This window comes from Corynebacterium ulcerans, from assembly GCF_900187135.1.
In the GTDB taxonomy this organism is placed as follows: Bacteria; Actinomycetota; Actinomycetes; order Mycobacteriales; family Mycobacteriaceae; genus Corynebacterium; species Corynebacterium ulcerans.
Genome location: NZ_LT906443.1, coordinates 1976138 through 2000879 on the forward strand (window position 1 = coordinate 1976138; position 24742 = coordinate 2000879).

Annotated in this window: 25 protein-coding genes; 17 read left to right on the plus strand and 8 right to left on the minus strand. The window is 53.7% G+C overall.

Translation table 11 applies throughout. The features are described 5' to 3' along the window. The first annotated feature begins 31 nt into the window (after positions 1 to 31). The 5 genes from guaB (at position 32) to CKV68_RS08985 (ending at position 6963) form a co-directional block, all read left to right on the plus strand. Positions 32 to 1552: an IMP dehydrogenase gene (gene guaB / locus CKV68_RS08965; protein WP_014525361.1), complete on the plus strand. Its 1521-nt coding sequence runs from the start codon at positions 32 to 34 to the stop codon at positions 1550 to 1552. Positions 1553 to 1578: 26 nt separating this feature from the next. Beyond that, positions 1579 to 2721, plus strand: a complete 1143-nt coding sequence (locus CKV68_RS08970) for a GuaB3 family IMP dehydrogenase-related protein (protein ID WP_013910860.1) — start codon at positions 1579 to 1581, stop codon at positions 2719 to 2721. A 162-nt stretch (positions 2722 to 2883) separates the two neighbouring features. Then, positions 2884 to 4743 carry an APC family permease gene (locus CKV68_RS08975; RefSeq protein WP_095076046.1) on the plus strand — a complete coding sequence of 620 codons (1860 nt, stop codon included), beginning with the start codon at positions 2884 to 2886 and terminating at the stop codon, positions 4741 to 4743. Between the two features lie 67 nt (positions 4744 to 4810). Continuing rightward, on the plus strand, positions 4811 to 6385 hold the full coding sequence (gene guaA, locus CKV68_RS08980; protein WP_095076047.1) for a glutamine-hydrolyzing GMP synthase: 1575 nt from the start codon (positions 4811 to 4813) through the stop codon (positions 6383 to 6385). 128 nt (positions 6386 to 6513) lie between these two features. After that, positions 6514 to 6963 carry an imm68 putative immunity domain-containing protein gene (locus CKV68_RS08985; protein WP_014525364.1) on the plus strand — a complete coding sequence of 150 codons (450 nt, stop codon included), beginning with the start codon at positions 6514 to 6516 and terminating at the stop codon, positions 6961 to 6963. On the opposite strand, the gene CKV68_RS08990 is transcribed toward CKV68_RS08985, so the two are convergent. Continuing rightward, on the minus strand, positions 6960 to 8018 hold the full coding sequence (locus CKV68_RS08990) for a PspC domain-containing protein (RefSeq protein WP_095076048.1): 1059 nt from the start codon (positions 8016 to 8018) through the stop codon (positions 6960 to 6962). The two genes, CKV68_RS08985 and CKV68_RS08990, sit on opposite strands and share 4 nt — an antisense overlap. A gap of 104 nt (positions 8019 to 8122) precedes the next feature. Between CKV68_RS08990 and CKV68_RS08995 the strand changes: the two genes are divergently transcribed. Together CKV68_RS08995 and CKV68_RS09000 are read left to right on the plus strand one after the other, a co-directional pair. Then, on the plus strand, positions 8123 to 9283 hold the full coding sequence (locus tag CKV68_RS08995; protein WP_095076049.1) for an ATP-binding protein: 1161 nt from the start codon (positions 8123 to 8125) through the stop codon (positions 9281 to 9283). A 5-nt stretch (positions 9284 to 9288) separates the two neighbouring features. Continuing rightward, positions 9289 to 9966: a LuxR C-terminal-related transcriptional regulator gene (locus CKV68_RS09000; RefSeq protein ID WP_013910867.1), complete on the plus strand. Its 678-nt coding sequence runs from the start codon at positions 9289 to 9291 to the stop codon at positions 9964 to 9966. Positions 9967 to 9970: 4 nt separating this feature from the next. On the opposite strand, the gene CKV68_RS09005 is transcribed toward CKV68_RS09000, so the two are convergent. Beyond that, positions 9971 to 10603, minus strand: coding sequence for an AMIN-like domain-containing (lipo)protein (locus CKV68_RS09005; protein ID WP_013910868.1), 633 nt, complete (start codon positions 10601 to 10603; stop codon positions 9971 to 9973). Between the two features lie 184 nt (positions 10604 to 10787). Between CKV68_RS09005 and CKV68_RS09010 the strand changes: the two genes are divergently transcribed. Continuing rightward, the gene (locus CKV68_RS09010) at positions 10788 to 11654 is read left to right on the plus strand and encodes a sucrase ferredoxin (protein ID WP_038617685.1); all 867 of its coding nucleotides are present in this window, start codon (positions 10788 to 10790) and stop codon (positions 11652 to 11654) included. A gap of 101 nt (positions 11655 to 11755) precedes the next feature. Here the strand turns inward: CKV68_RS09010 and CKV68_RS09015 are convergent, their stop codons facing one another. The 4 genes from CKV68_RS09015 to CKV68_RS09030 form a co-directional block, all read right to left on the minus strand. After that, positions 11756 to 12433 (minus strand): methionine ABC transporter permease, encoded by a 678-nt coding sequence (locus CKV68_RS09015; protein WP_095076050.1) that lies wholly within the window; start codon positions 12431 to 12433, stop codon positions 11756 to 11758. Then, positions 12430 to 13452, minus strand: a complete 1023-nt coding sequence (locus CKV68_RS09020; RefSeq protein WP_095076051.1) for a methionine ABC transporter ATP-binding protein — start codon at positions 13450 to 13452, stop codon at positions 12430 to 12432. The genes CKV68_RS09015 and CKV68_RS09020 overlap by 4 nt, the downstream gene beginning before the upstream one ends. Positions 13453 to 13498: 46 nt before the next feature. Next, complete coding sequence (locus tag CKV68_RS09025; RefSeq protein ID WP_095076052.1) at positions 13499 to 14356, minus strand: MetQ/NlpA family ABC transporter substrate-binding protein; 858 nt, start codon at positions 14354 to 14356, stop codon at positions 13499 to 13501. A gap of 223 nt (positions 14357 to 14579) precedes the next feature. Then, on the minus strand, positions 14580 to 15446 hold the full coding sequence (locus CKV68_RS09030; RefSeq protein ID WP_014836020.1) for a MetQ/NlpA family ABC transporter substrate-binding protein: 867 nt from the start codon (positions 15444 to 15446) through the stop codon (positions 14580 to 14582). A gap of 473 nt (positions 15447 to 15919) precedes the next feature. Here CKV68_RS09030 and CKV68_RS09035 point away from each other — a divergent pair, with 473 nt between their 5' ends. From CKV68_RS09035 to CKV68_RS09065, 7 genes are all read left to right on the plus strand, one after another. Then, positions 15920 to 16417, plus strand: a complete 498-nt coding sequence (locus CKV68_RS09035) for a PH domain-containing protein (RefSeq protein ID WP_095076053.1) — start codon at positions 15920 to 15922, stop codon at positions 16415 to 16417. A 53-nt stretch (positions 16418 to 16470) separates the two neighbouring features. Beyond that, positions 16471 to 17718, plus strand: coding sequence for a PH domain-containing protein (locus CKV68_RS09040; protein ID WP_095076270.1), 1248 nt, complete (start codon positions 16471 to 16473; stop codon positions 17716 to 17718). Positions 17719 to 17777: 59 nt separating this feature from the next. Next, positions 17778 to 18734 carry a metal ABC transporter substrate-binding protein gene (locus CKV68_RS09045; protein WP_095076054.1) on the plus strand — a complete coding sequence of 319 codons (957 nt, stop codon included), beginning with the start codon at positions 17778 to 17780 and terminating at the stop codon, positions 18732 to 18734. Between the two features lie 85 nt (positions 18735 to 18819). Next, the gene (locus tag CKV68_RS09050) at positions 18820 to 19578 is read left to right on the plus strand and encodes a metal ABC transporter ATP-binding protein (RefSeq protein WP_029974668.1); all 759 of its coding nucleotides are present in this window, start codon (positions 18820 to 18822) and stop codon (positions 19576 to 19578) included. Then, positions 19571 to 20413 (plus strand): metal ABC transporter permease, encoded by an 843-nt coding sequence (locus tag CKV68_RS09055; RefSeq protein ID WP_095076055.1) that lies wholly within the window; start codon positions 19571 to 19573, stop codon positions 20411 to 20413. Before CKV68_RS09050 ends, CKV68_RS09055 begins: the two co-directional genes overlap by 8 nt. Further along, positions 20407 to 21216, plus strand: a complete 810-nt coding sequence (locus CKV68_RS09060) for a metal ABC transporter permease (RefSeq protein WP_013910879.1) — start codon at positions 20407 to 20409, stop codon at positions 21214 to 21216. Before CKV68_RS09055 ends, CKV68_RS09060 begins: the two co-directional genes overlap by 7 nt. Further along, a complete protein-coding gene (locus CKV68_RS09065) occupies positions 21174 to 21854 on the plus strand; it encodes a metal-dependent transcriptional regulator (RefSeq protein WP_013910880.1) in 681 nt (226 codons plus the stop codon). Before CKV68_RS09060 ends, CKV68_RS09065 begins: the two co-directional genes overlap by 43 nt. A gap of 12 nt (positions 21855 to 21866) precedes the next feature. On the opposite strand, the gene CKV68_RS09070 is transcribed toward CKV68_RS09065, so the two are convergent. Continuing rightward, positions 21867 to 22340 (minus strand): tRNA (cytidine(34)-2'-O)-methyltransferase, encoded by a 474-nt coding sequence (locus CKV68_RS09070; protein ID WP_013910881.1) that lies wholly within the window; start codon positions 22338 to 22340, stop codon positions 21867 to 21869. A 68-nt stretch (positions 22341 to 22408) separates the two neighbouring features. Here CKV68_RS09070 and CKV68_RS09075 point away from each other — a divergent pair, with 68 nt between their 5' ends. Continuing rightward, positions 22409 to 23254 (plus strand): bifunctional methylenetetrahydrofolate dehydrogenase/methenyltetrahydrofolate cyclohydrolase, encoded by an 846-nt coding sequence (locus CKV68_RS09075; RefSeq protein WP_013910882.1) that lies wholly within the window; start codon positions 22409 to 22411, stop codon positions 23252 to 23254. Then, on the plus strand, positions 23247 to 23573 hold the full coding sequence (locus CKV68_RS09080; protein ID WP_013910883.1) for a DUF3017 domain-containing protein: 327 nt from the start codon (positions 23247 to 23249) through the stop codon (positions 23571 to 23573). Before CKV68_RS09075 ends, CKV68_RS09080 begins: the two co-directional genes overlap by 8 nt. Positions 23574 to 23579: 6 nt before the next feature. On the opposite strand, the gene CKV68_RS09085 is transcribed toward CKV68_RS09080, so the two are convergent. Beyond that, positions 23580 to 24680 (minus strand): HNH endonuclease signature motif containing protein, encoded by a 1101-nt coding sequence (locus CKV68_RS09085; protein ID WP_095076056.1) that lies wholly within the window; start codon positions 24678 to 24680, stop codon positions 23580 to 23582. Positions 24681 to 24742 lie beyond the last annotated feature (62 nt).

Below are 24742 nucleotides of genomic sequence, written 5' to 3' on the forward strand. Positions count from 1 at the left end.
GTCACATATTACCTTTGGTAGGAGTACATAGATGACGCAGCAGCGCGTATCTACTGGTGGCGACAACCCAGACAAAGTGGCTCTCGTTGGCCTGACATTTGACGATGTTCTCCTTCTCCCCGACGCATCTGACGTCATTCCGAGTGAAGTGTCTACATCTACGCAGCTTACCCGCAATATATCGCTCAACATTCCGATCGTTTCTGCAGCTATGGATACGGTTACGGAGGCTCGCATGGCGATTGCGATGGCGCGCGAAGGCGGCATGGGAGTCTTGCACCGCAACCTTTCCATAGAGGAACAAGCTCAGCACGTAGAGACAGTGAAGCGCTCTGAATCCGGCATGGTGACAGATCCAGTTACGTGTTCCCCCGACATGAGCATCGCGGAAGTAGATGCACTGTGCGCCCGCTTCCGAATCTCCGGATTGCCGGTAGTCGATGACAACGGAACCCTCTTGGGAATCTGCACTAACCGAGATATGCGCTTTGAGCAAGACTTCAGCATTAAAGTCTCGGAAATCATGACCCGGATGCCGCTTGTCGTGGCAGAAGAAGGCGTGACAAAGCAGCAGGCGTTGAATCTGCTCAGTGCTAATAAAGTGGAGAAGCTGCCGATCGTCGATAAGCAAGGAAAACTTGTCGGTCTGATCACGGTGAAGGACTTTGTAAAGACCGAGCAGTACCCACATGCTTCTAAGGACAGCACTGGCCGACTGTTGGTTGGCGCCGGCATCGGAGTAGGGGAGGAATCCTGGACTCGTGCTGGAGCGCTTGTCGACGCCGGCGTGGACGTGCTCGTGGTCGATTCCGCGCACGCGCACTCCAGTGGTGTTTTGGATATGGTTTCCCGTGTTAAGAAGGAATGGGGAGACCGCGTTGATGTGATTGGCGGAAACCTCGCCACTCGCTCGGCCGCAAAAGCCATGATTGAAGCAGGCGCCGACGCAATCAAAGTCGGTATTGGTCCTGGCTCAATATGTACGACCCGTGTCGTCGCAGGCGTGGGCGCACCCCAGATCACTGCGATTATGGAAGCTTCCGTCCCGGCTCATGCCGCAGGAGTTCCAATTATCGCAGACGGCGGTATGCAATTCTCCGGTGATCTAGCAAAAGCACTGGCAGCTGGAGCGTCCTCTGTGATGCTGGGATCCATGCTGGCAGGAACTACCGAATCACCCGGCGAGATCGTCGTCGTGGGCGGAAAGCAGTATAAGCGCTACCGCGGTATGGGGTCCATGGGTGCAATGCAGGGCCGCGGGCTCAGCGGTGAAAAGCGCTCCTACTCCAAAGACCGATACTTCCAAGCGGATGTTAAGAGCGAAGACAAGCTTGTTCCGGAAGGAATCGAAGGACGCGTCCCATTCCGCGGTTCCATCGAGGCCATCACGCATCAGCTCGTGGGAGGTCTGCGAGCATCCATGGGGTACACCGGATCAGCTACGATAAATGATTTGTGGAACGCTCGCTTCGTCCAAATTACTTCTGCTGGGCTTCGCGAATCACACCCGCACCATATTCAGCAGACAGTCGAAGCACCTAACTACCACTAATAAAACCGGGAAGGTTCCTTTTCATCATGCGTGATTACGTCGAAATCGGAATTGGCCGTGAGGCTCGCCGCACCTACGACCTAGATGACATCGCGGTCGTACCAGCGCGTCGCACACGGTCCTCCAAAGATGTGGATACTACGTGGCATATCGACGCCTACACCTTCAAAGTGCCATTCATGTCCCATCCCACCGATGCGCTGGCAAGTCCCGAATTTGTCATCGAGATGGACAAACAAGGTGGACTCGGCGTAATCAACGCGGAAGGTCTGTGGGGCCGTCATGCGGACTTGGATGCGGCAATCACCGAGATCGTGGAGGCACATGGCGAAGATGAGCTTGATCTAGCATCGCTTGGTCGAGCCACCAAGAAACTGCAGGAACTGCATGCCGCAGAACTGGATAAAGATCTGCTCACCGAGCGTATTGCCCAGGTGCGCGATTCGGGAGCCGTTGTGGCAGTACGCGTATCGCCACAACGGTGTCGCGAGCTTGCGCCTTTGCTCATCAAGGCTGGAGCTGATCTGCTCATCATCCAAGGCACCATCATTTCTGCTGAATACGTAGAGACAAGTGGCGAGCCACTCAACCTCAAAGAATTCATCGGATCGATTGATGTGCCAGTAATCGCTGGCGGCGTCAGCGATTACACCACTGCACTTCACCTCATGCGCGCTGGTGCAGTCGGCATTATCGCTGGCGGTGGATCAAACACCAACGACCTAGCCTTAGGTATCGACGACTCCTTGGCCACCGCTATCGCAGACGTGGCTGCAGCGCGTCGCGACTACCTTGACGAGACCGGAGGACGTTATGTCCACGTGATCGCTGATGGAAACATCAATAACTCGGGGCAAGCCGTCAAAGCCATCGCATGTGGCGCAGACGCAGTCATCCTTGGAGAACCCCTCGCCAGGGCCACCGAAGCTGCAGGAAAAGGCCTCTTCTGGCCATCGGCTGCAGCACATCCGCGCTTCCCACGAGGCATTGTGGGAACCGTTGGGATTATTCCAACTACGGAGCGCGTCAGCCTCGAGGTCGTTTTGCACGGGCCGTCTGCAAACGTGTTCGGCGAAGAAAACTTTGTTGGCGGACTCAAACGTGCTCTGGCTAAGTGCGGTTACACGGATCTGAAGAGCTTCCAAAAAGTTGAGCTGACGATCCGATAGAATCGTCGATTCTTTCCCACACAACGCCGGTATCCCTGTCATAGGGGCCGGCGTTTTTGTGATGGCGTCGATAAGCAATAAACCTAGAAACCGTAGCGTAGTGATTTATTGCACAGTGAGAGCTATTGGTCTTGGGCCTTCCTAGGCGTAGAACTGTCTTCCATGACGCATCTGGTCAAGAGGGATCGCCGGTTACAGGAGTCCCCAGCCACCAAGCACCCTTGGTGGAAGGTCATGTGCCTGACTGGTGTGGACTACTATTCCACGCTCGGTTACCAGCCCGGCATCGCAGTTGTTGCTGCAGGAGCGTTGGCGCCTATCGCCACGCTGGTACTTGTTGCTGTGACGATGCTGGGCGCAGTGCCTGTCTATCGGCGTATTGCGCGCGAGTCGCCAGACGGGCAGGGGTCCATCGCAGTGCTATCCCACTTTGTACATGGTTGGAAAGGGAAGTTTCTGATCCTTGTCCTGCTCGGGTTTGCTGCAACGGACTTCACCATCACCATGACGCTGTCGGCTTCAGATGCAACGGCGCACCTACTGCATACGACGTCCAGCCCATGGACGATTCCGCTGACGATCGCTATGTTGGCGTCACTGGCGTTGGTGTTCTACCGCGGATTCACTGAGGCCATCAGGGTATCTGTGGTATTAGTCAGCGTCTATTTGGTTCTGACCGCGATTATCGTGACCACAGGGCTCATCCGAATCGGCCTGCGCCCCTCTATGGTGGGGGACTGGTGGCATTCTGTGATCGTCGCGCACCCACATCCGCTGGGCATCATCCTCGTGGCGCTGCTGGTTTTCCCCAAACTCGCATTGGGCCTCTCCGGCTTTGAAACGGGAGTGGCGGTGATACCTCAGATCGACGGCGGCACGGAAGGCCGCACGGGAAAGGTGCGCGCCGGGCGGAAGCTATTGCTGGTGGCTGCATCTATCATGAGCGTGTTCCTCATAGCCTCGTCGATCGTGGTCACCCTGCTCGTACCTGCAGATTCGCTTATCGACGGCGGCCCCGCCAACGGACGTGCCCTCGCATACCTCGCCCACGAGCAGTTTGGTCCGTTCTTTGGTGGAGCTTATGACCTGGTCACTGTGGTGATCCTCTGGTTCGCTGGTGCTTCAGCCATGGCCGGCATGATTAACCTGATTCCGCGCTATCTACCGCGTTATGGCATGGCCCCAGCGTGGGTGGCTAAGACGCGCCCGATGGTGAAAGTGGTAGCTGTTATTACTTTTGTCGTAGCCATAATTTTTAGGGCAAACGTGGATAAGCAATCTGGGGCCTATGCCACGGGTGTGCTGGTTCTTTTGCTCTCCGGGGCGTTGGCAGTCACGCTTTCAGCCGCTGTGGACGTTCGGCGCAAGCACGGTCGGTATTGGAAGCCGCTCGCTTACGGCCTGGTGACGTTGGTTTTGGGCTACACCGCAATCACCAACATGGTCGAGCGACCCGAGGGACTCAAAGTGGCTTTTTGGTTTATCGTGGCGATCATCGTGGTATCCATGGTTTCCCGCGTAGGTAGGGCCTTTGAACTGCGGAGTCCCATTATTTCTTATGACGAGAAGGCGCTGCGCATCATCGGTTCCACCTGTGGCCCCTTTGCAATCATTGCGCATTCCATAGGCTCCGAAGACCCGGCTGAGTATGAGCGTAAAGAACATGAAGTTCGGGCCCGCAATCACATTCCAGATTCTCAGCCCGTCATCTTTTTAGAGGTAGGGATACGAGACGCAAGCGAATTTAGCTCAGCGCTCGTGGTCACCGGGCACGTGTGTGGCGATCATACGATCCTTCGCACCGAATCCGCGGCCATTCCTAATGCGATTGCGGCGCTCGCAGTGGATATGCACCACCGCGGGAACGTGGATGTGTACTTTTCTTGGTCACCAGGTTCTCCTGTGCGTGATATGTTGCGCTATCTGGCTATCGGTAAAGGGCAAAATGCAGTTGTAGTCCACGAGATAATTCGGCGCGCTAATAAGGACGGAAAACCGCATCCGCATGTCCACTTGGGATAAAGCTTCTCGACGCCCCTCGCTAAGCCCCGGTATCTAGGGGCCTAGCCCATGCGGTAGTGTATGCAGCGTGACACAGCAAACTCCGCAAAAACATAATCCGGTACTAGTCGTCGACTTCGGCGCTCAGTATGCGCAGCTCATTGCCCGGCGCGTCCGTGAAGCAAAGATCTATTCGGAAGTGGTTCCGCATACCGCGACCGTTGAAGAAATTAAAGCCAAAAATCCTGCGGCGCTAGTCTTGTCGGGTGGCCCCTCGTCTGTGTATGAGACCGGGGCACCGTCTCTTGACCCAGCACTGCTGGAACTAGGAATCCCTGTCTTCGGTATTTGCTATGGATTCCAGGCGATGACCCATGCACTTGGGGGAACTGTAGCCAACACAGGGAACCGCGAATACGGACGCACCGAACTGGTTGTTGAGGGCGGCGTACTGCATGAAGGCCTAGAAAAGACCCATAAAGTCTGGATGAGCCACGGCGATGCTGTGTCTCAAGCTCCGGAAGGATTCGTCGTTTCTGCCCACTCGGAGGGCGCTCCGGTGGCGGCGTTTGAGTGCCTCGAAAAGCGCATGGCAGGCGTGCAGTATCATCCAGAGGTGCTGCACTCACCGCATGGTCAAGAGGTTCTGGTTCGATTCCTCACAGAGATCGCAGGGTTGGAACAGAATTGGACTGCGGCAAATATCGCTGAAGAGCTTATCCAGGCGGTTCGGGATCAGGTTGGTCCTGAGGGACGCGCGATTTGTGGTCTTTCCGGTGGCGTCGATTCTGCGGTGGCGGGAGCGTTGGTACAGCGCGCTATTGGCGACCGTCTCACGTGTGTCTTTGTGGATCACGGTCTGCTGCGCGCTGGCGAGCGTGAGCAGGTACAGAAGGACTTTGTGGCGTCGACAGGCGCTAAGCTCGTGACAGTTGACGAGCGAGCTGCCTTCCTGAATAAGTTGGCTGGTGTCACTGAGCCAGAGGCAAAGCGCAAAGCCATCGGGGCGGAATTTATCCGTTCTTTTGAGCGCGCTGTCGCCGACGTGTTGGAAAGTGCTCCGGGAGCGAGCGTAGATTTCCTCGTCCAAGGCACCTTGTACCCGGATGTTGTCGAATCTGGTGGTGGTGCAGGCACCGCGAATATCAAGAGCCACCACAACGTTGGCGGACTCCCTGATGATGTGGAGTTTAAGCTCGTTGAGCCGCTGCGTCTGCTCTTCAAAGACGAAGTTCGTGCTGTTGGACGAGAGCTAGGACTGCCCGAGGAGATCGTGAACCGCCAGCCCTTCCCAGGGCCAGGTCTGGGCATCCGCATTATCGGCGAGGTCACTGAGGATCGTCTAGAGACCTTGCGCGCCGCCGATCTTATCGCCCGCACTGAGCTCACAGCCGCTGGCTTGGACGACCAGATCTGGCAGTGCCCTGTGGTGTTGCTTGCCGACGTCCGATCCGTGGGCGTTCAAGGCGATGGCCGCACGTACGGTCACCCGATTGTGCTGCGTCCGGTTTCCTCCGAAGACGCGATGACTGCGGACTGGACACGCTTGCCTTATGAGGTCTTGGAGAAGATCTCTACGCGCATCACCAACGAGGTACCAGACGTCAACCGCGTGGTTCTCGACTGCACTTCCAAGCCCCCAGGAACCATCGAGTGGGAGTAAACGCTGATTAAATGGCTACCGAGTTGTCGGTAGCCATTGGCGTTTCATGAGTGTGTTTCGTGAATGCAACTGCGCATAATTGGGTCTAGACTGCTGGTTGCAGTAAACGCACGAGGAAGGATACTGCGATGATTATTGATACCTACTGGGGAAGATTTTTCGGCGATTCTGCTGATAGTCGCACTCTGACGCAGTACCTTGATTCCAAAAGTGAGGTAGTCACGATTGAGGAAATCTTTCAAGATTTCCACCTTGACGAACTTCACGGAAACTATACCGAGGCTTCCCTCGATGGAGCTGGTTTTCACTTCGATTCAGCATTCCAAGTGGTTCTCGATCTCTCGGTGTTGATCCTAGAATCCAAGAAAGTGGGGCGCTTTAATCTCGCGCGTATCGGCGGTCCCCACGATCGTATGATGCGCATCGACGCCACCTCCGAGCGCATCCTCCCCCTAGCCATAGCCCTCAAACATTATGCGCTCAGCCCCGAGGACTATCGCCTTGAGCATATCGACGAAGCCGATTGGTACGAGCTCGGAAACCTCTGCGAAGAGGTCCGAGCCCAACTCGATTCTTAACTTGCCGGTTGCACCGTGACATCGCCAATGCCACTGGTTACCCGCAGCTTCAACGTTTCTCCCTGAGCGTCAGGGTTATGGACACCCTCGGTGCAGTGCTTGTCACCGATGCGCGTCTCACAGCTGACCTCCACCCGTACCTTTTGCGGCAATCGGACGTGCACGTCTCCGACCTTTGTCTGAACCTGAACTTGACGAGGCTTATCCAAAGAATCAATACGGCTAAGGTCGAGATTAATATCGCCGGCTCGGAGAGTATAGGAGTCTGCAAGCTGTGTGGCGGTGGCGGGCCGTGCGTCGATGTCTCCGAAAGAATCGTCGATTCCTTCCCGAGGACCAAGCAACGCAGCGATGAGGATGCCAACGATGACAATGCCGCTAGCGAACCACATCAGTCCTCTGATCCACGGGTTACGGCGTTTCTTAGGCTGTGGAGCTGGGCCAGGTTCCGGAAGATCCCAGGCAAAAGGTGCGGTTCCTAGTGGATCCCATGCGGGTGGCTGTTGTGCGGTAAACGGTGCATCGAATCCATCCACCGGACTATAAGAGCTCAGATCTACGTGCGGACCTGAAGTATCTGTGTGCTGTTGCAACAATCCTGCTGGGGGCTCAGGGGTGCGTTGGTGCAACAGATACCACGCGAGGAAGAACGCGATGAATGCGCCAAAATGACCTGCCCCAAACAGCGCTGTATCTGAGTTTCCGGATGAAAAAACTATCACAAAGAGCACCAGGATTAAGACCCATCCGGTGTTTCGTTCGCTACGCAAGATTTTGTTGTCTTTGATGGAGGCGTCTTGACGCAACAAATCTACAGGTGCTTTCACAAGCGAATACTTTGGCATGAGCAGCCAAGCGATGAGATATAAGGAAATACCGCCGCCCAAAAAACCGAAGATAACAAAAAAGATGCGTACTAAGGTTGGGTCGATTTGGTAACGAACTCCAATGCCCTCGCAGACACCTAAGAGCTTCGCCTCGCTGCCTTGATCGCGAGGTAAACGTACTGGGCGAGTGTCCCACATCTGATGAAGTGTCTCGTTCATGCTTTCCATTGTGAACGCTTATACAGAAACGCACATCGGGGAAGACCCTGAATCATCAAAAATCAGGGTCTCACCTGATGGAGAATCAGGGACGCTATGGGAAGATAACATGCATGCAACAGGCCTATCCTCCTTTCTATCGAGACCGCGATAACAACGTCATCGGAGGCGTCGCTGCAGGGCTAGCCAGGTATTTTGGGGTTAGCGTGGTAAAAGTTCGGATTGGACTTGCCGTATTAGCTTTATGCAATGGGGTAGGGGTGATGGCTTATACAGCTTTGTGGATCTTCACGACGTCGAAGTCTTTCCGGAAAGAATCGACGATTCTTTCCGGAAAGACTTCTGAAACATCGGCGTGGACACAATCAACAAACTGGTTTCTAGCGGCTGCAGCATTAGCCGGAGCGTTTGGAATCTCGGGATTTTTTGGGAAAGCGGCAGGTATTTCTTCGGGGGCTGTGGCGGCTTTTGCGATCATTGGTGTTGGCGTGTTGTTGGCATGGCTCGCTTATGACCGGATTAATTCTGATTATGCGGTGACCATGATTGGGGCGGGGGCGTCGTTAGTTTTTGTGGGGGTGTTGTTTGCGGCTGTCCAGTGGCAGGATCGTCAGTTTTTTGGCTCTGCTGTGATTACGGTGGTTCTCACTTTGGCTGGTGTGGCGGCGTTAGTAGTGCCTTTTGTGGTGCGGATGTTGCAGAGGCTGAGCGTAGAGCGGGCGGAAAAGGCTGCGGCTGATGAGCGGGCGGAGATTGCGGCGAGAATTCACGATTCGGTGCTGCAGACTTTGGCACTTATCCAGAAGCGTTCGGAGGATCCGGAGGTGCGTCGATTAGCTAGGGGGCAGGAGAGGGAATTACGGCAGTGGTTGTTTTCCCCACGGGAGGATGCCACGGTTTTTAAGGCGATCGAGCGGGCTTGCGGCGAGGTAGAAGACATGTTTGCCATAACAATTTCGCCTGTGATCGTGGGGGAGGATCGGCCATTGGACGCATCGACGAAGTCCGCGGTGTTGGCTGCGCGTGAGGCGATGGTGAATGCGGCGAAGCATTCGGGGGAGAGCTCTGCGGATGTGTATGCGGAGTGTTTTGAGGAGCTGGCTATTTTTGTGCGGGATCGTGGGCCGGGGTTTGACCTTGAGGCTGTGGATGAGAGCCGGCATGGCGTTCGCGATTCTATCCTGGGGCGTGTGAAGCGCGCTGGCGGTGACGTGCAGATTCATAATTCGTCGGGAACTGAGGTAGCCATTCGCATGCCTTTCAAGAAACAATAGGAAGCATGAAGGTTTTTCTCGTTGACGATCATTCTGTGTTCCGTGCGGGCGTTCGCGCTGAGATCGGAGGTGATGTGGAGATCGTGGGGGAAGCTGGGACTGTCAGCGAGGCCGTGGCGGGCATTGATGCATCCAACCCTGATGTCGTGCTTCTCGACGTTCACATGCCTGACGGCGGAGGGGTGGCAGTGTTGCGTGGGGTCGAAACGCCTGCGCGGTTTTTGGCTTTGAGCGTTTCTGATGCTGCTGAAGACGTGATCTCCGTGATTCGCGCGGGGGCCAGGGGATACGTGACAAAAACGATTTCGGGCACAGAGCTTGTCGACGCCATCACGCGGGTGCACGACGGTGACGCCGTGTTTTCGCCACGACTAGCGGGTTTTGTCCTCGATGCATTTGCTCGTCCTGATCCTATGGGGGCTGGAGTCGTTGACTCTCCGGAAACCGATAGAGAAGTAGAAGAAGGCAAGCAGATTTCTGATCCAGTGGTGGATGCACTGACCCGGAGAGAATTGGAAGTGCTGCGATTGCTGGCCCGTGGGTACACGTATAAAGAAATTGGGGCGCAGCTTTTCATATCGGTCAAAACCGTCGAAACGCATGCTTCGAATATTCTCCGGAAGACCCAGCAGTCGAATAGGCATGCGCTGACTCGCTGGGCGCATTCTCGCGATTTAGATTAGGTCGCTAGGACTGGGAACGGATGTCGATCACAACGCGTGTGGGATCGGGGACAATCTGTACCGAATAAGGGTGTTCGGCGTCCAAACCGATAACAAATTGTGAACGGCCTTCTACGGTGCCAGCAGATTTAACCTCGGTGATGTTTCCGGCGCCCTGCACAGTGCCGATCTGTGGATCCTGCTTGCCGAGCTCAAAAGGGAGCAGCGTGCCGTCAATATTGACGTTGAGCGCTGCCTTGCCGCGAACCTGGATAGGGTTACCACTTGCTTGCTGCGTCGGAGAAGACGTGTAGTCCACAAACCAGCCGGGGGTTCCAGTCCCTTCGATATCAAATACCACGCGATCAAAGGTCTCGTGATGCCCAACTCGGACACCTGTGACGATGGATTCGGACTTCTCCGGGCGCTGCGTTTTTGCTTCCTTGTTGGCATCGCCTAAAGGAGTCAGGCCGGCATTAGACGAGGATGCCGGTGCTGAGGGCAGTTCCGAGTGCGTAGATGCTGAAGCAACAGCATCGTTCGGCGCAGAAGCTTCATGTGTAGAACATGCGGCTAGTCCTGTCACGCTTAGGGCAGCTGCAAGCGCAGCAGCGGACAGCTTCCAACGGGAGTAACTGCCAACTGGATGTTCATTCATGTGTCCTACCGTAACGCGCCAGGTGACTCATAATGAAGCCTAGGAGCGATATTCCAGCTAATCGTTGTGAAATTGAGATACGCTTCAAGTGTGATGCAGCTTAATGAATGGCTGGTTTTCGTGTATTGAGCACACAGAGCGGGCTTAGCTGCACCTTACTTAATTACACGGTACGCTAATCGTCATGACTGACCTGTGCTCTGACGTTCACATCGAGCCGCTACCCGGAACTTCCAAAGTGGGCGATACGTATGTGCTGCTGGAGCACACCGGGGCATGGAGCCACGACATCCTTGATGGACGTACGTTCACTGCGGAAGTGTCTTCGAGACTTAAAGCGCTGGGCGTAGGACTCTATTTGATCCGGAAGCCGGGCCGGGCTGGGCACGTCGATAAGCCACTCAAAACGGTGTACTTAGTGTTTGGATCCGCAGGAATAGCGGAAACGCTCACGGTAGAAAAAGCCGAAGATGTTTGTTCTTTGGACCTTTCGGGGCCGGGAAAAAACGGGGCGGCGCGGGTCGTAGACCCCATTCTTCTTATCTGCACTCACGCCAAACGAGACGTTTGTTGTGCGGTCAAAGGTCGGCCCATTGCGGCATCATTATGCAGAGCCTTCCCAGAAGCTCCTATTTGGGAATGCAGCCATACCAAAGGACATCGCTTTGCTCCCTCTATGGTTCTGATGCCATGGGGATATGCCTGGGGCAGACTCAACGAGGTTGCGTCGCAAGAGCTCTATCGCACCGCACGGCGTGGGGAGCTCTTCCTCCCCGGGTGCCGTGGCCGAGGCATCTGGGCACCTGAGGGACAAGTAGCCGAGGTCGCGGTGGCAGAGCACCTGGCGAGCAATGGCGAAAAACCACGGCTTGGGCAGTTTGTGTGGGAAAGAATCGACGATTCTTCCCTTATCACCGAAGCATCAGGCGATCGGTCTTGGATCGTGTCCATGCATGAGGCGGAGGTGGAAGGCGTTGTGGCGTCGTGTGGAAATCCTCCAACAACGGGAAAAGCCTGGTTTGTTGATTCCGTGGTGAAACAGCAGCCATGAATCGTTGTATTTGACCGCAAGCTGTTAAATCTATGAAGACAGAAAAGTGGGCGCCGTACAAGAAAAGTATGGCGCCCACGGGAAAGAATCGACGGTTCTTTCTATCGTCGCATGATTTTCTTTGACAGCCAGTTACCAAAGAGCTGTGCGATCTGAACGATAAGGATGATCACGAAGGTTGCTACGTAGGTGACCTCCCAATCGTAAGCACGGTAGCCGTAGACGATGGCAAAGTCTCCGAGACCGCCGCCGCCGATATAGCCGGCCATGGCAGACATATCCACGATGGCAATAAAGATGAAGGTGTAACCGAGGACCAATGGCCCTAGGGCCTCGGGAACGATCACCGACGTGATGATTTTCCAGGGACTTGCTCCCATGGAACGGGCTGCCTCGATAACGCCGGGATCAATTGTGACAAGGTTTTGTTCCACGATGCGCGCAACGGCAAAGGTGGCGGCGATGGACATAATGAACATGGCGGCTTCGCGACCAATGGTCGTACCCACTACCGCCAGCGTGAGTGGGCCGAATGCCGTAATCATGATGATAAACGGGATTGGGCGAACAAAATTCACCAAGATATTAATAACGGTGTAGATGAATTTGTTGTGGAGAATTCCGCCGGTGCGGGTGGTGTACAACAAGACGCCGAGGGCAAGGCCCAGCAGGCCACCGACGACGAGAGTAACTGACACCATGATGAGGGTATCCACGATGGCAGAGGTGAAGGTGTCGCCGAGGCGGGACCAGTTGGCGGCGAGGATCTGAGTGGTCATCGCTGGATCTCCTGGATGTCGGTGGTGGTGGCAAGGTAAGCGAAGAAGTCATCAATGACGCTGTCGGGGCCTGTGAGACGGACAGTGACTTTGCCAAAGGAATGTTTCTGCAGCGTAGTGATGCCACCGTGCACGATCCCGATTCCGGCTCCTGCGTCTTTGGCTTGTGCCGCTGCGGTGAAAAATCCCGAGTCCTCAGAGAGCGTGATGGTAAAGAGACGGCCCTCGTGCGCCAGAAGATCTTCCGATTCAATGGCGTCGGGAGTATTGCGTAACGACGTAGCAACGAAGCGCTGGGCCACGTGCGTCTGTGGATGTGAAAAGACCTCGTAGACGCTGCCGTATTCGACCACTTTTCCGTTTTCCATGACCGCAACCTTGTCGGCGATAGAGCGGATAACCTCCATCTCATGAGTGATCACGACGATGGTAATCCCCAATTCGCGATTGACCTTACGCAAAAGGTCGAGCACTTCATGCGTGGTTTCTGGGTCCAGCGCTGAGGTGGCTTCGTCGGCAAGCAAAAGCGCCGGGTTGTTGGCGAGCGCACGGGCAATGCCGACGCGCTGCTTTTGTCCGCCCGACAGTTCCTCGGGGTAGTTGCCGCCGCGATCGGAGAGCCCCACGAATGCGAGGAGCTCGTCGACACGCCGCTTACGCTCCTGCTTCTCGACGCCCGCCAGCTTCAACGGATACTCAATATTTCCGGCAGCCGTGCGAGAAGTGAACAGGTTGAATTGCTGAAAAATCATTCCAATGCCAGCACGAATGCTGCGGAGTTTCTTCTCAGGCATGCCCACGATGTCCGTACCATCCAGGCGCAGATGCCCCGAGGTAGGGAAGTCGAGGCCGTTAATCATGCGGACAAGTGTTGATTTTCCGGCGCCAGAGTAACCAATGACGCCAAGGATTTCGCCCGGTTCGACGGTCAAGGTGATGCCATCGAGAGCGGTGATATTTTTCTTACCTGAGCTGAAGACTTTGGTGATGTCTTCAAACTCGATACGGGTTCCGTTCATAGGGAATGCCTTCTGCTGTTAAACACGTAAAACGTGGGCCAAACTTTTAGGATTGCTTTTGAAGTCGATCGAGAATCTGTTGTAGCTCCTCAGGCGAGCGCTTGACTTCCACAGAGGTTCCCTTTGAATCTTCTGCAAGTGCGGCCTGCACTTCGGGGGTGTGCCATAGCTCGATAAGCTTCTGCCACCTCGGGTCGTCTTTATTCTCCTTCTTGGCCACTAACACATTGATATAAGGCTCTGCCTCTGCAGAAGAAGGATCGTCTTGGCAAATCGTGGTTTTGGCATCGATTCCTGCACGATCGAGGAAAGTGTTATTGATGACTGCAGGTTTTCCTTCGCCATAGGCCGCCGGCGCTGAAGCCGCCTCAACCGGAGTGACGGAGACCTTGGATTGCTCTTTATCAATATCTGCCGGTGCCGGTAGATCGGGGCTGCCCTCTTTAAGCTTGAGCAGGCCTGCTGCCACTAAAACATTCAAAGCACGAGCTTGGTTTGTTGGGTCATTAGGAATCGCCACGGAGTTTCCCTCAATTCCTTCGAGCGAATCGTGGCCCTTCCAAAATAGCGCCAGAGGGATAATCTCGGTCGAACCGACAGGCACCAAATCAGAGCCGGACTTGACGTTATATTCAGCAAGGAACTTCAAATGCTGAAACAAATTCACGTCCAGCTGGTTCTGGCTGAGAGCTTGATTAGGAGTGGAAAAGTCAGAAAATTCGACGACATCGAGTGCGATTCCCGCTTCTGCCGCTTTGTCTTTCCAGACTGTCCATGCTTTTTTCGTGGAGTCAGTGGTGCCGATTCGGACAGAATCGTCGATTCTTTCCGAAGAACAAGCGACAAGTCCGGTAGCGGCGATGGCCGCCGCCGCGATGGCCGCGATGCTGTGACGAATATTCATGGACGCGTGTTTTCTTCCTTCTGGCAATTCTTCGGCAGGGTGTTGTAGTTGTTTATGAAAAGCAGTTGAATTTTTGTTATCGCTGGCAGAGTAGTCGAGCGAACTTATTTTGTACAGCTTGGTCTACTCTGTGCTGGGGTGGGGCAGGGGTCTGTAGGACTACAAGGCATAAACGCCCCGTCCCAGCGATGCGGCTGGGGTGGGCGTCGAAAAGCAGGAACTGTTATTTACCTTGAGCCTCTTCAAGTCGCTTGAGGATCTTTTGTAGTTCCTCAGGGGAGCGCTTGACCTCAATGGAAGTACCCTTGGAGTCTTCCTTGACTCCCTCTTGAACTTCGGCAGAGTGCCATAGCTCGACCAGCTTGGTGATGTTCGGGTCATCCTTCTTATCGGCTTTGGTAACAAAGGCGTTAATATAAGGCTCGGCTTCTTGGGACTCGGGGTCGTCTTGGAAAACAGCGAGCTTTGGATCAATGCCAGCTCGATCCAAGAATGAGTTGTTGATGACGGCAGGTTTGCCCTCGCCGTAGGCTGCAGTCGTCTGGGCTGCGTCGATGGGGGTGACCTTGACTTTGGAGGCCCCTTCATCGATGTCTGCTGGTGCTGGCGTGATTAGGCCATCGTGCTTGAGCTTGAGCAATCCGGCTTGGACAAGTACGTTGATCGCGCGGCCCTGGTTCGAGGAATCGTTGGGGATGGCGATGGATTCGCCGTCGATGCCGTCTAAAGAGTCGTGCCCTTTCCAGAACAGAGCTAGAGGGACGATTTCGGTAGCCCCAACAGGAGTGAGGTCGGCTCCTTTTCCGACGTTGTACTCTGCGAGGAATTTGAGGTGCTGGAAGAGGTTAACGTCGATTTGATTCTGGTTCAGAGCGTCGTTGGGGGTGGAATAATCAGAAAAATCGACGATATCGAGTTTGATTCCGGCTTCCTTGGCTTTGTCTTCGAAGGCGCTCCATGCTTTCTTTGTGGAGTCCGTTGTGCCGATTTTAATGGTGGTTCCGTCCTTGGCATCGGAGGAGCACGCTACTAAACCCGTTGCGGCAAGTGTGGATGCGGCGATAACAGCGAGGCTGCGGCGCAGTTTCATGGTGGAGTCCTTTAGTGAGATTTTGTTTGGGTGTTATGAAAATAAAAGGGTGAGCAAGAAAGCTTTTCGACGCCAGCCGAAGGCCACTTATCTATAGACAGCTCGGTAACCTCATGGACCCTTGTGTGGATGGCCGTAACGGCTGAACCATACATATGGGCTCTGAAGGGCAGTGTGATCATCACTGTTCAGTGCCTATTTTCGCTCAGGCGAAGATGGAAATCCTCAAGGGTTATGCGGTTATCACTGGGACAGTAGTTGAGGTCGATCAAAATGTACAGCTTTGTCTAGTAATTGATCGTATTTTTATAGCGTGCACGTTCTAATGCAGGGTTCTTTTGGAAGGAGTGATCGTGCAAAAACACCTGTAAAGCGGATATTTTGTAGGTTATGTAATCCGAGCATTAAATTTATCGACTTTATTTTTGAATAAATTCATTCAGTGGCGGGTGGGGTGGCGATAAGGAAGATGTGTGGGAAAGAATCGACGATTCTTTCCCACCTTTGTAAAAATGGTCGTTGTGAACCCGGTTTCCTCCAAACTCGTCGCGGCTCGCCTTATTGCGTTGATGCCTTGCTTTGCGGTCGCTTTTGTTGGTTTTGCTGTCTCTGCATGTATATGGAGTTCTTGGCTGTGGGCGGGTGGCGTCGTTACGCTCATGGCTGCGTTGTGGGTGGCGTGGCTTATTCCTTTGCAAGTGCGAAACCTCGGTTGGGAAGAGCGTGATGATGAATTGCTGATCGCTAAGGGGAAAATGTGGCGGACGCTCACCGTGGTGCCCTATGGCAGGATCCAATTTGTCGACGTCACCGAGGGGCCTATCGCTTCACGCTTTGGTCTTGCTCGCGTCGAGCTGCATACGGCTTCTTCCACGAGTGATTCGGCGATCCCTGGCCTGGAGGTCGATCAAGCTCATGAGCTTAGGCGGAGGTTGTCGGAGAAAGCCCGGGAGAGGATGAGCGGGCTATGACCTCGAAAGCTCAGGGCGAACGTATGTCCCCCCGAGGTGAGCGGGTGGCTGGCATGCGCAGGGTGCATCGACTGACTCCGCTGCTTCGTTTTTGGAGCGGGATCGTAGCGCTTGTGTCTTTGTTGGTGGTCAATATTGACCGGGATGAGATTCGTTTTGTTGTTGAGCATCAAGATTATGTGTTTTATGCAGTGGGGGCGGTGCTGCTAAGTGTGCTCGTGGTGTGGGCGGTTTCGGGGCTGTGGTGGAAGTCGGAAGGCTTTGACATTACGGAACAGGATGTCACTGTTGCGCGCGGAGTTTTTAATGCGAAGTTGCGTTCTGCCAGGCGTGATCGTATTCAGGCTGTAGATATTGTGGAATCGGTTATCGCGCGAATATTTCGTGTGGTGGAGGTGCGCGTAGAGACCGCGGGTGGCCGGGATTCTGTGTTGACCATTGGCTACTTGACTCGTGAGGAGGGGGAGGCCGTTCGACGGGAGCTGCTGGGGGAACCTGTTGAACACGTGGGGGAACATATCCAGGTTTCGAAGATTTTGCTGGGCACCGCATTGACGCACGGTACGTGGTTGTGTTGCGTGGGACTACTGTTTTTGGTTCCTGGTGGAGCTGCCGCGGCACTGCCCTTCGTGGTGGGAATCGTCCCTTCCGCCTGGGGGGTGATTGATAAAGGGTGGAAGTTTCGGTCCAGCTTCGTCGGCGACGCGGAGGAGCCGAGCATTCATGTGTCTTATGGTCTGGCGGATCGTCGAAAGCAATCAATTCCTTTGTCGAGGATCCACGCTGTGGAAATTTCGCAACCCGCATTGTGGCGTTTTCTCGGTTGGTGGCGAGTACGGGTCTCGGTCGTGGGCTACGGGGTTAAGGATAAAAAGGCGGGGACGACAACATTGCTGCCAGTGGGCACTCTTGCTCAGGCAATGGGCCTAGTGAATGAGCTCACTGGAATTTCTCTCGATCCACGGCGGGAGGGCCATCCCACTTTTATAAGCCCGCGCCGGGCGCGGTGGATTTCGCCGTTGGATGTGAGTAACCAGACAGTGAAGCTTTTCGACGGCTATGTGTCGACGCGGTTTGGGTGGCTTCGTCGTCGCGCTGCCGTGGTGGAAACGGCACATATTCAGGAACTTAGTGTGGTCCAGGGGCCGATTCAAAGGCTGTTGGGGCTGCGGACTGTGCGCTTAGATCTTGTGACGGGACCAGTACTAATGCAGGGGCGAGATCTGGATGAGGCGCAGGCGCGGGAGCTGGTGAACTATTTAAGGGGTAGGGAGTTCAATGTATTGAATGAACTATCTTGATATAGGTGAAGTGTGGTGTTAGCTTCTGTTTTGGAATATTTTTCAAACAGGAGCATTTCATGTCTAAACTTGCCCGCGGTTTGGCCGCAGGAATGGTCGTTTCCCTTGCTCTCGTCGGATGCTCAAGCGCCGGCAACAATAAAGACAAGGACCATAACAAACTCGGAGTTGTGGCGACTACCACCCAAATCTGCGATTACGTGAAAAACATCGACGCCGACATTAATCTCACGTGCCTGCTCGCCCCCAACGCTTCAGCGCACGAGCACGAGATGACTCGTGAACAAATGGACGCGTTATCTAAAGCCGATCTGCTCCTGAAAAACGGTATTGACCTTGAACACTTCTTAGATAATGCCGTTACGTCCTCGGGATTTGCCGGGACTACCGTCGATACCTCTGAAGGCGTGTCTATAGCGAAGTGGCCATTCCCTCCAGAAGAAGGCGAAAGCCAGCCTGAATTCACCCACGATCCGCATATTTGGACAAGCCCCCGTAATGCGAAGACCCAAGTGGAAAACATTGGAAAAGCATTGGAAAAGGCCGACCCCGATCATGCGGCTGAGTACAAGAAACGGGTGGATGGGTACGTCGCAAAGCTTGTTGACCTAGATAAGTGGATCTCTGATTCCCTGGCATCCGTCCCAGAGACAGAACGTATTCTTTTTACCTCGCATGACGCTTTTGGCTACTTTTCGCGGGACTATAACGTGAAGTTCATCGGAGCCGCGCTCTCCGACTTCAACGCTCAGCAAGACGCTACCGCCGATCACATCAATTCGGCCGCAGCCCAGGTTCGTGAGTCTGGTGCCAAGGTGCTGTTCGCGGAGAACTCCAACAGCTCGCGTTCCATTGAAGCTGTAGCAAAGGCTGCTGGGGTGAAAATCGGTGGAGAACTCTACGGGGATTCCTTAGGTCCTGACGTTACGTACATTCAATCAATTGTCCACAACGTGGAGACTCTTGTAGAAGGATGGGGCGGCAAACTTGCGGAGAAGCCCGCCTCGCTGAGCTGATCCCTTAAACCATTAGACAAAGAGCTACGAGGGCCTTCGTATGAAGGTCCTCGCCTGTTTTTCTAGAGAGACCCATGAATGACCCATGAACACTGATAACACCACAACACGAAAGTTAGACGTGAACAAACCAGTTCTTCAGTTTGATAACGCGAGTTTTGCTTATGGCAAGGGGCCTAACAAAAATGTCGCGCTACAGGGGGTGACAGGCAAACTATATCCCGGTGAGGCGCTTGCGTTAATAGGGCCGAATGGGGCGGGGAAGACGACGTTGCTTAAGGGGATTGTAGGAATCGTCGATTCTTTCCAAACAATCGTCGACCGAGGCACCAACAATTCCATTGGCTATGTTCCTCAATCTGCGGATTTGGATCTAACTTTTCCGGTGACCGCACGGGACGTTGTAGCGATGGGGCTGTACAACGAGTCGGGATGGAAACCCACGTTTTTACGAAAGAGCCCCGCAAAGGATCCGAGGGTTGACGCTGCACTGACGAGGGTGGGGCTATTGGATCGGGCGTCGAAACGCTTCGGTGAGCTTTCAGGCGGGCAGCGGCAGCGCGTGCTCATCGCCCGTGCCCTTGTGGCGACTCCTAAATTAGTGCTTCTCGACGAACCCTTCAACGGGCTTGACGAGCCCAATCGCAAAGAGCTGCTGCGCATCATCGATGCTGCTAAGTGCGAGGGAGTGGCAGTCGTTGTGTCCACCCACGACCTGCTACTTGCTGAGGAAACCTGCGATAAAGCGCTGCTTCTGGCTGGTCGGCAGATTGCTTTTGGCGCCATCGACGACGTGATGACTCCCGACCTCATCGCCCGCGCCTATGGAGGAACTCGTGGTTAACGAGCTAGCACAATTCCTCGATATCCCGCCCTATCTCCTGCGCCCAATTATTCTTCTCACTGTTCTTGGCATTGTGTCGGGGATGGTAGGAGTGATTGTTAATCTCCGCAAATTAGAGTTCAATGCGGAGGCCGTGGTGCATGCAGTCTTCCCCGGAATAGTGGCTGGGGCGGTGTTTGGTGGGAAAGAATCGATCATTCCGTATGCTTCCGTAGTCGCAGTAGTAGTGGCAGTAGTCCTCACTTTCGCGTCGCGTCGTTCGGAAGCCGGGACCGCCATCGTCCTTACTTCGTTTTTTTCCGCAGGTGTCGTCTTATCTCTGAAAAAGGGCGACTTATCGGGACAGCTTGAGGCGTTGATGTTTGGACGATTGCTCGAGTCGACAGACAAACGTTTAGGGGAGGCACTTATCGTCTGTGCGGTTGCCGTCCTCATTATGGCGGTTACCTGGAGAAATCAGATTTTTGTCGCTTTTGATCGCCTAGGCGCGAAAGCCTCCGGCGTGAACGTAGTGCTTTACGACGCCGCCATCAACGTCGCAATCGCAGCCGTCGTCGTCTCTGCGTCGACAGCCATCGGAACGCTTCTTGTTATCGGCTACTTAGTGATCCCCGGTGCCGCAGCTCGCCTCGTGAGTACGCGCATCCGTCACATGGTCCCTATTGCTATGGCGGTAGGCCTGATTGGAGGCTACTTCGGTCTATGGATAACGGGGGTTTCCGCACGGATCTCCCCACAAGCGGCCGTCGCCCTCTCTGTAGTCGCTATGTACTTCCTCGCGCTAGGTCTATCAAGGCTTGGACATCGAGTGGAAAAGAGTGATGCACCATGCTAATCGACGTCCTCACCCTCCCCATCCTAGAACTCATCATCGTAGGTGCTCTTTGTGGGCTAGTCGGCGTCTTCACAGTGCTGAAGCAACGCGTATTCTTCACTGAATCCGTCACTCACGCCACATTCCCCGGGGCGATCGTGGGCGTCGTGATCCTGGGGCGTGATGGTCTTTACCTTGGGGCTCTCATTATGTGTGTCCTCATGGCCGTAGCGATGCGATGGCTCACTCACATCCGTGGACAGTCATCACAAGCCTCTGCGGGGATCATACTCACAGTAAGCTTTGCGCTCGGCTACTTCCTTAACAAATGGTTCGCACCGTTGCCTATCAGAATCGAAGGGTTTTTAGCCGGTTCAGTTCTTACGGTGAGGGTTTTGGATGTTGTTATAGCGGGGGTGGTGCTGGTGGTTTCGGTAGGAATCGTCAATTCTTTCCAGAAACACCTCGTCTATTACAGCTTTGATGAGATGGGATTCCGTGCCGCAGGCGGAAACGTGAAGCTGGCTGAGTCCCTGATACTCGGCATGATTGTGGCAACAGTGGTGTGCGTTATTCCAGCCATCGGAACGATTTTGTCTATCGCGCTTATCGCAGCACCCACCGCAGGATTACACTTCCTTGTCGCCAGCCCCACCAAATTGTTATGGCTCGCACCTATGGTGGGCGTAAGCATAGGGCTCGTTGGTCTAGGGATCGCTGTAGCCTTCAACCTATCGGCCGGTGGAACGATCGCGGTGGTGGCCGGTGTATTCTACGGAGTATGCATGTCTCTGAGCTCCCTCAAAAGTCCCAGGACTACTTGAAAAACGTGTGGGATCTACACGAAGCCACCGGAAAGCCCGTTCCACTGGGTGAACTCGCCTCTAGAATGTCTGAGAAAACGTCGACGGCTTCTGAAGCAGTAAAAAAACTCGTCGCACGGGGCTTCCTTGATCATGAGCGCTATGGGGGCATTTTACTCACAGACGCCGGTAACATCCTTGCCACTCAAGTTGTTCGCCGGCACCGGCTTATTGAGATGTTCCTGTTTGACACGCTCGGTTACACGTGGGACGAAGTCCATGAAGAGGCCGAAATCTTAGAGCACGCACTTTCTGACAGATTGCTTGAGCGTATCGACGCCCACCTGGGCCACCCAACACGAGATCCGCACGGCGATCCGATTCCTTCTCAGGAAGGAATCGTCGATTCTGTCCCAACACGAGAGCTCGGCGAGTTTGAAATTGGTGAAACCGTGATTGTGGAACGAATTCATGATCGCGATCCAGACTTGTTGCGGTATCTCGCGGAGCATGGCGTATTGCCAGGTGTATCCGTAACAATCAAACAACCCGCATACCCAGGAATGAGCCTTATCTCAGTGGACGGAAAAGATGTTCCGCTTGCCGACGCTAGCCTGTGGGCGATTAACGTGACGGGGACGTCGGCGTCGAAAAACTAGCGCTTTGATCGATTAAACTCCGCCGGGATAGCCCAATTGGCGCCACACTTCATAGGCCGCTACGGCAGCGGCATTTGAGAGATTCATGGAGCGCCGTCCCGGCAGCATCGGGATGCGAACTAGCTGGGTAACGCGAGGATGCGCCAAAGTTGCTTCTGCTAAACCAGTTGGCTCGGTGCCAAAAAGGAGTGCGTCACCAGGCTGCCATACGACATCCGAGTGGTGAACTTCCCCATGAGTGGTGAAAGCAAAGACACGAGTATGTGGGAGAGAATCGAAACAGCTTTCCAGGCTTTCGTGGACACTGACCTCAGCGAGATCGTGATAATCGAGTCCAGCTCGACGTAGATTTTTCTCTTCAAGGTTGAAACCTAGAGGGCCTGCAAGGTGTAAATGAGCTCCAGTACCTGCGCACATTCTTATTGCATTCCCCGTGTTTGGCGGTATTGCAGGCTGGTCGAAAATGATATGAGCGAATGCAGACATGGGAATAATCTTAGATCTGTTCTGGAAAGAATCGACGATTCGTTCCAGAAAGTGCAATAATTTGTACTGTGACTGCTATTAAATTAGACGGAAAACTGTACCGGGACGAGATCTTTGCTGATTTAGAAGTCCGCGTTCAAGCATTGAAAGAAAAGGGAATTGTTCCCGGTCTGGCAACAGTTTTGGTCGGTGATGATCCTGCAAGTCACTCTTACGTAAAAATGAAGCACAGTGATTGTGAACAGATCGGTATACGTTCTATCCGCAAGGATCTCCCTGCTGATATTTCACAAGATGAGCTGCTTGGTGTTATCGATGAGCTGAATAACGATCCTGCATGTACTGGCTATATTGTCCAGCTTCCGTTACCGAAGCATCTGGACGAGAATGCTGTGTTAGAGCGCATTGATCCTGACAAAGATGCCGATGGACTGCATCCAGTCAACCTCGGCAAACTCGTGCTCAATGAGAATGCTCCATTACCTTGCACACCGAATGGAGCAATCCATTTATTAAAGCGTTTTGGTATCGAAATTGCAGGTAAAAAAGTTGTTGTAATCGGTCGTGGAGTGACCGTTGGTAGGCCAATCGGTTTGATGCTGACGCGTAGAAGTGAAAATGCGACGGTAGTGCTGTGTCATACTGGTACTAGGGATCTTGCGGCAGAAACACTTCAAGCAGACATTATTGTGGCAGCTGCAGGACAACCTCACATGTTAACCGCAGACATGATTAAACCTGGCGCAGCTATTCTGGATGTAGGGGTTTCCCGCAAAGATGGAAAGCTCTTGGGCGATGTGCATCCAGACGTTTGGAATATCGCAGGGGCTATTTCTCCGAATCCCGGCGGTGTTGGTCCTCTTACACGTGCATTTTTGATTCGTAATGTGGTGGAGCGCGCGGAACTTGGTTAAAATTTCTCCTCTTGATAATCCACACGACATTGGTCGGAAGGAATCGAAGATTCCTTCCGGAATCCAGTACGTCGGGCTATCACTCTTCGTGATCGCTGTCGCAGTTTCAGGCGTTTACTCACTTACTGAACACTGGCGTCGCGCTACCTTTGTCCTTGGAATAGCTCTGTTATGGTTGGCGGTTCTGCGGTCGACTTGTGATTCGAAAGTGTTAGGAGTTCTTTCTATACGCTCGAAGACGTTTGATGTGATGTATGCATCGGCGGTCGGTGGCGCGATGGTGTTCTTTTCTTACTCGATTGATTCGTTGGGTTCGTAGCGACAGCTAGCCTTGATTTGCTTGCCGACGCGCTCTCACGCGCTGGTCCTCATGTTTTTTCCAAGACTGGCCAAAACGCGGCGGTCGCTTAACTCCTCCCGGCTGCGATTTTTTGATGACGCCGTTGGGGAAAAACCACGTAGCTATCCGATTTTTATCGATTGAGTAGTGTACCCGCTGCTCAGTTTTAAAATTATGGTGAAAACGACAGAGACATGCCAGATTATCTGGAGTGGTCGGCCCGTTTTCATCGTGGTTTATGACGTGGTCGATGTCGCAATGCTGCGCGCTGACAGTACAGTTAGGGTAACGACAGGAACCGTCGAGTAGCTGCACAGCTATTCGGATTTCATCCGTGGGCTGGTAAGCAGCGGTATAGGCATCCGGATCGATTACGCGTGTGGCATCGACGGTGGTGAAATCAGTGATCCCACCGTCAGTCATACGCATGAGACCATCAGTGCCTTTAAAAACATTGAGAATAACTTTTGTCGTTATTTGGCTATCGATCAAAGCCATAAAGGAATCGATGAGTTCCTCACCCGGTTGTTTTTTGAGAGCTTGCTGCAGTATGCAAGCTTCGGTATCAGTCATTGTTACGCTAAGACGAGTGTATCCGTCGAGTCCTCGTTTGAAAGACGCTGCTCGCTGTTGTTGATCCTGCGTTTTTTGTGCAGCTGGAGGGTCGATGCCTTCAACGTAGTTTCGAATATGCTTGGATAACGTTGCTTTTTGAGGTATTACTTGGCCCGGTACTTGCGGGGTGAAATAATCGTATAAATAGCTGTCTACCTTAGGGAATAAGTCTTTATTTATGGCCATGAGATGCTTCTCCAGGACTACAAGCCGCGGCATATCAAGGTGCCAATGAGCCTGTAAACAAGACAGCAATTTTGGAAAATTTCTCAGCATAACGCCTACGCGTAGTCCGTTTTTTGCATCATTCCGGGAAATATTCATGGAAATGCTCAGAGCGTCTATCTGAGTATGAAAATCCTCTTCAGTCTCAGGGACCTGATGCAGCCAAAACGTAATGAGCTGGCGATTAATACTCATCTGAAAAGCAGATACCGAGTTGCTCGTGTCGGTATGTCTGAATCCAATCATGAAAACTCCCTGCTTAAAGCTTTCCGACGCTCACCTGGAGGCGAAGTCAGCCAACATTTCAG

Excerpts from the sequence above, each read along its gene's own strand:
- guaB (WP_014525361.1), top strand. The coding sequence starts at position 32 with ATGACGCAGCAGCGCGTATCTACTGGTGGCGACAACCCAGACAAAGTG.
- CKV68_RS08970 (WP_013910860.1), top strand. The coding sequence starts at position 1,579 with ATGCGTGATTACGTCGAAATCGGAATTGGCCGTGAGGCTCGCCGCACC.
- CKV68_RS08975 (WP_095076046.1), top strand. The coding sequence starts at position 2,884 with ATGACGCATCTGGTCAAGAGGGATCGCCGGTTACAGGAGTCCCCAGCC.
- CKV68_RS08985 (WP_014525364.1), top strand. The coding sequence starts at position 6,514 with ATGATTATTGATACCTACTGGGGAAGATTTTTCGGCGATTCTGCTGAT.
- CKV68_RS08990 (WP_095076048.1), bottom strand. The coding sequence starts at position 8,018 with ATGGAAAGCATGAACGAGACACTTCATCAGATGTGGGACACTCGCCCA.
- CKV68_RS08995 (WP_095076049.1), top strand. The coding sequence starts at position 8,123 with ATGCAACAGGCCTATCCTCCTTTCTATCGAGACCGCGATAACAACGTC.
- CKV68_RS09000 (WP_013910867.1), top strand. The coding sequence starts at position 9,289 with ATGAAGGTTTTTCTCGTTGACGATCATTCTGTGTTCCGTGCGGGCGTT.
- CKV68_RS09005 (WP_013910868.1), bottom strand. The coding sequence starts at position 10,603 with ATGAATGAACATCCAGTTGGCAGTTACTCCCGTTGGAAGCTGTCCGCT.
- CKV68_RS09010 (WP_038617685.1), top strand. The coding sequence starts at position 10,788 with ATGACTGACCTGTGCTCTGACGTTCACATCGAGCCGCTACCCGGAACT.
- CKV68_RS09015 (WP_095076050.1), bottom strand. The coding sequence starts at position 12,433 with ATGACCACTCAGATCCTCGCCGCCAACTGGTCCCGCCTCGGCGACACC.
- CKV68_RS09020 (WP_095076051.1), bottom strand. The coding sequence starts at position 13,452 with ATGAACGGAACCCGTATCGAGTTTGAAGACATCACCAAAGTCTTCAGC.
- CKV68_RS09025 (WP_095076052.1), bottom strand. The coding sequence starts at position 14,356 with ATGAATATTCGTCACAGCATCGCGGCCATCGCGGCGGCGGCCATCGCC.
- CKV68_RS09030 (WP_014836020.1), bottom strand. The coding sequence starts at position 15,446 with ATGAAACTGCGCCGCAGCCTCGCTGTTATCGCCGCATCCACACTTGCC.
- CKV68_RS09040 (WP_095076270.1), top strand. The coding sequence starts at position 16,471 with ATGCGCAGGGTGCATCGACTGACTCCGCTGCTTCGTTTTTGGAGCGGG.
- CKV68_RS09045 (WP_095076054.1), top strand. The coding sequence starts at position 17,778 with ATGTCTAAACTTGCCCGCGGTTTGGCCGCAGGAATGGTCGTTTCCCTT.
- CKV68_RS09050 (WP_029974668.1), top strand. The coding sequence starts at position 18,820 with ATGAACACTGATAACACCACAACACGAAAGTTAGACGTGAACAAACCA.
- CKV68_RS09060 (WP_013910879.1), top strand. The coding sequence starts at position 20,407 with ATGCTAATCGACGTCCTCACCCTCCCCATCCTAGAACTCATCATCGTA.
- CKV68_RS09065 (WP_013910880.1), top strand. The coding sequence starts at position 21,174 with ATGCATGTCTCTGAGCTCCCTCAAAAGTCCCAGGACTACTTGAAAAAC.
- CKV68_RS09070 (WP_013910881.1), bottom strand. The coding sequence starts at position 22,340 with ATGTCTGCATTCGCTCATATCATTTTCGACCAGCCTGCAATACCGCCA.
- CKV68_RS09085 (WP_095076056.1), bottom strand. The coding sequence starts at position 24,680 with ATGATTGGATTCAGACATACCGACACGAGCAACTCGGTATCTGCTTTT.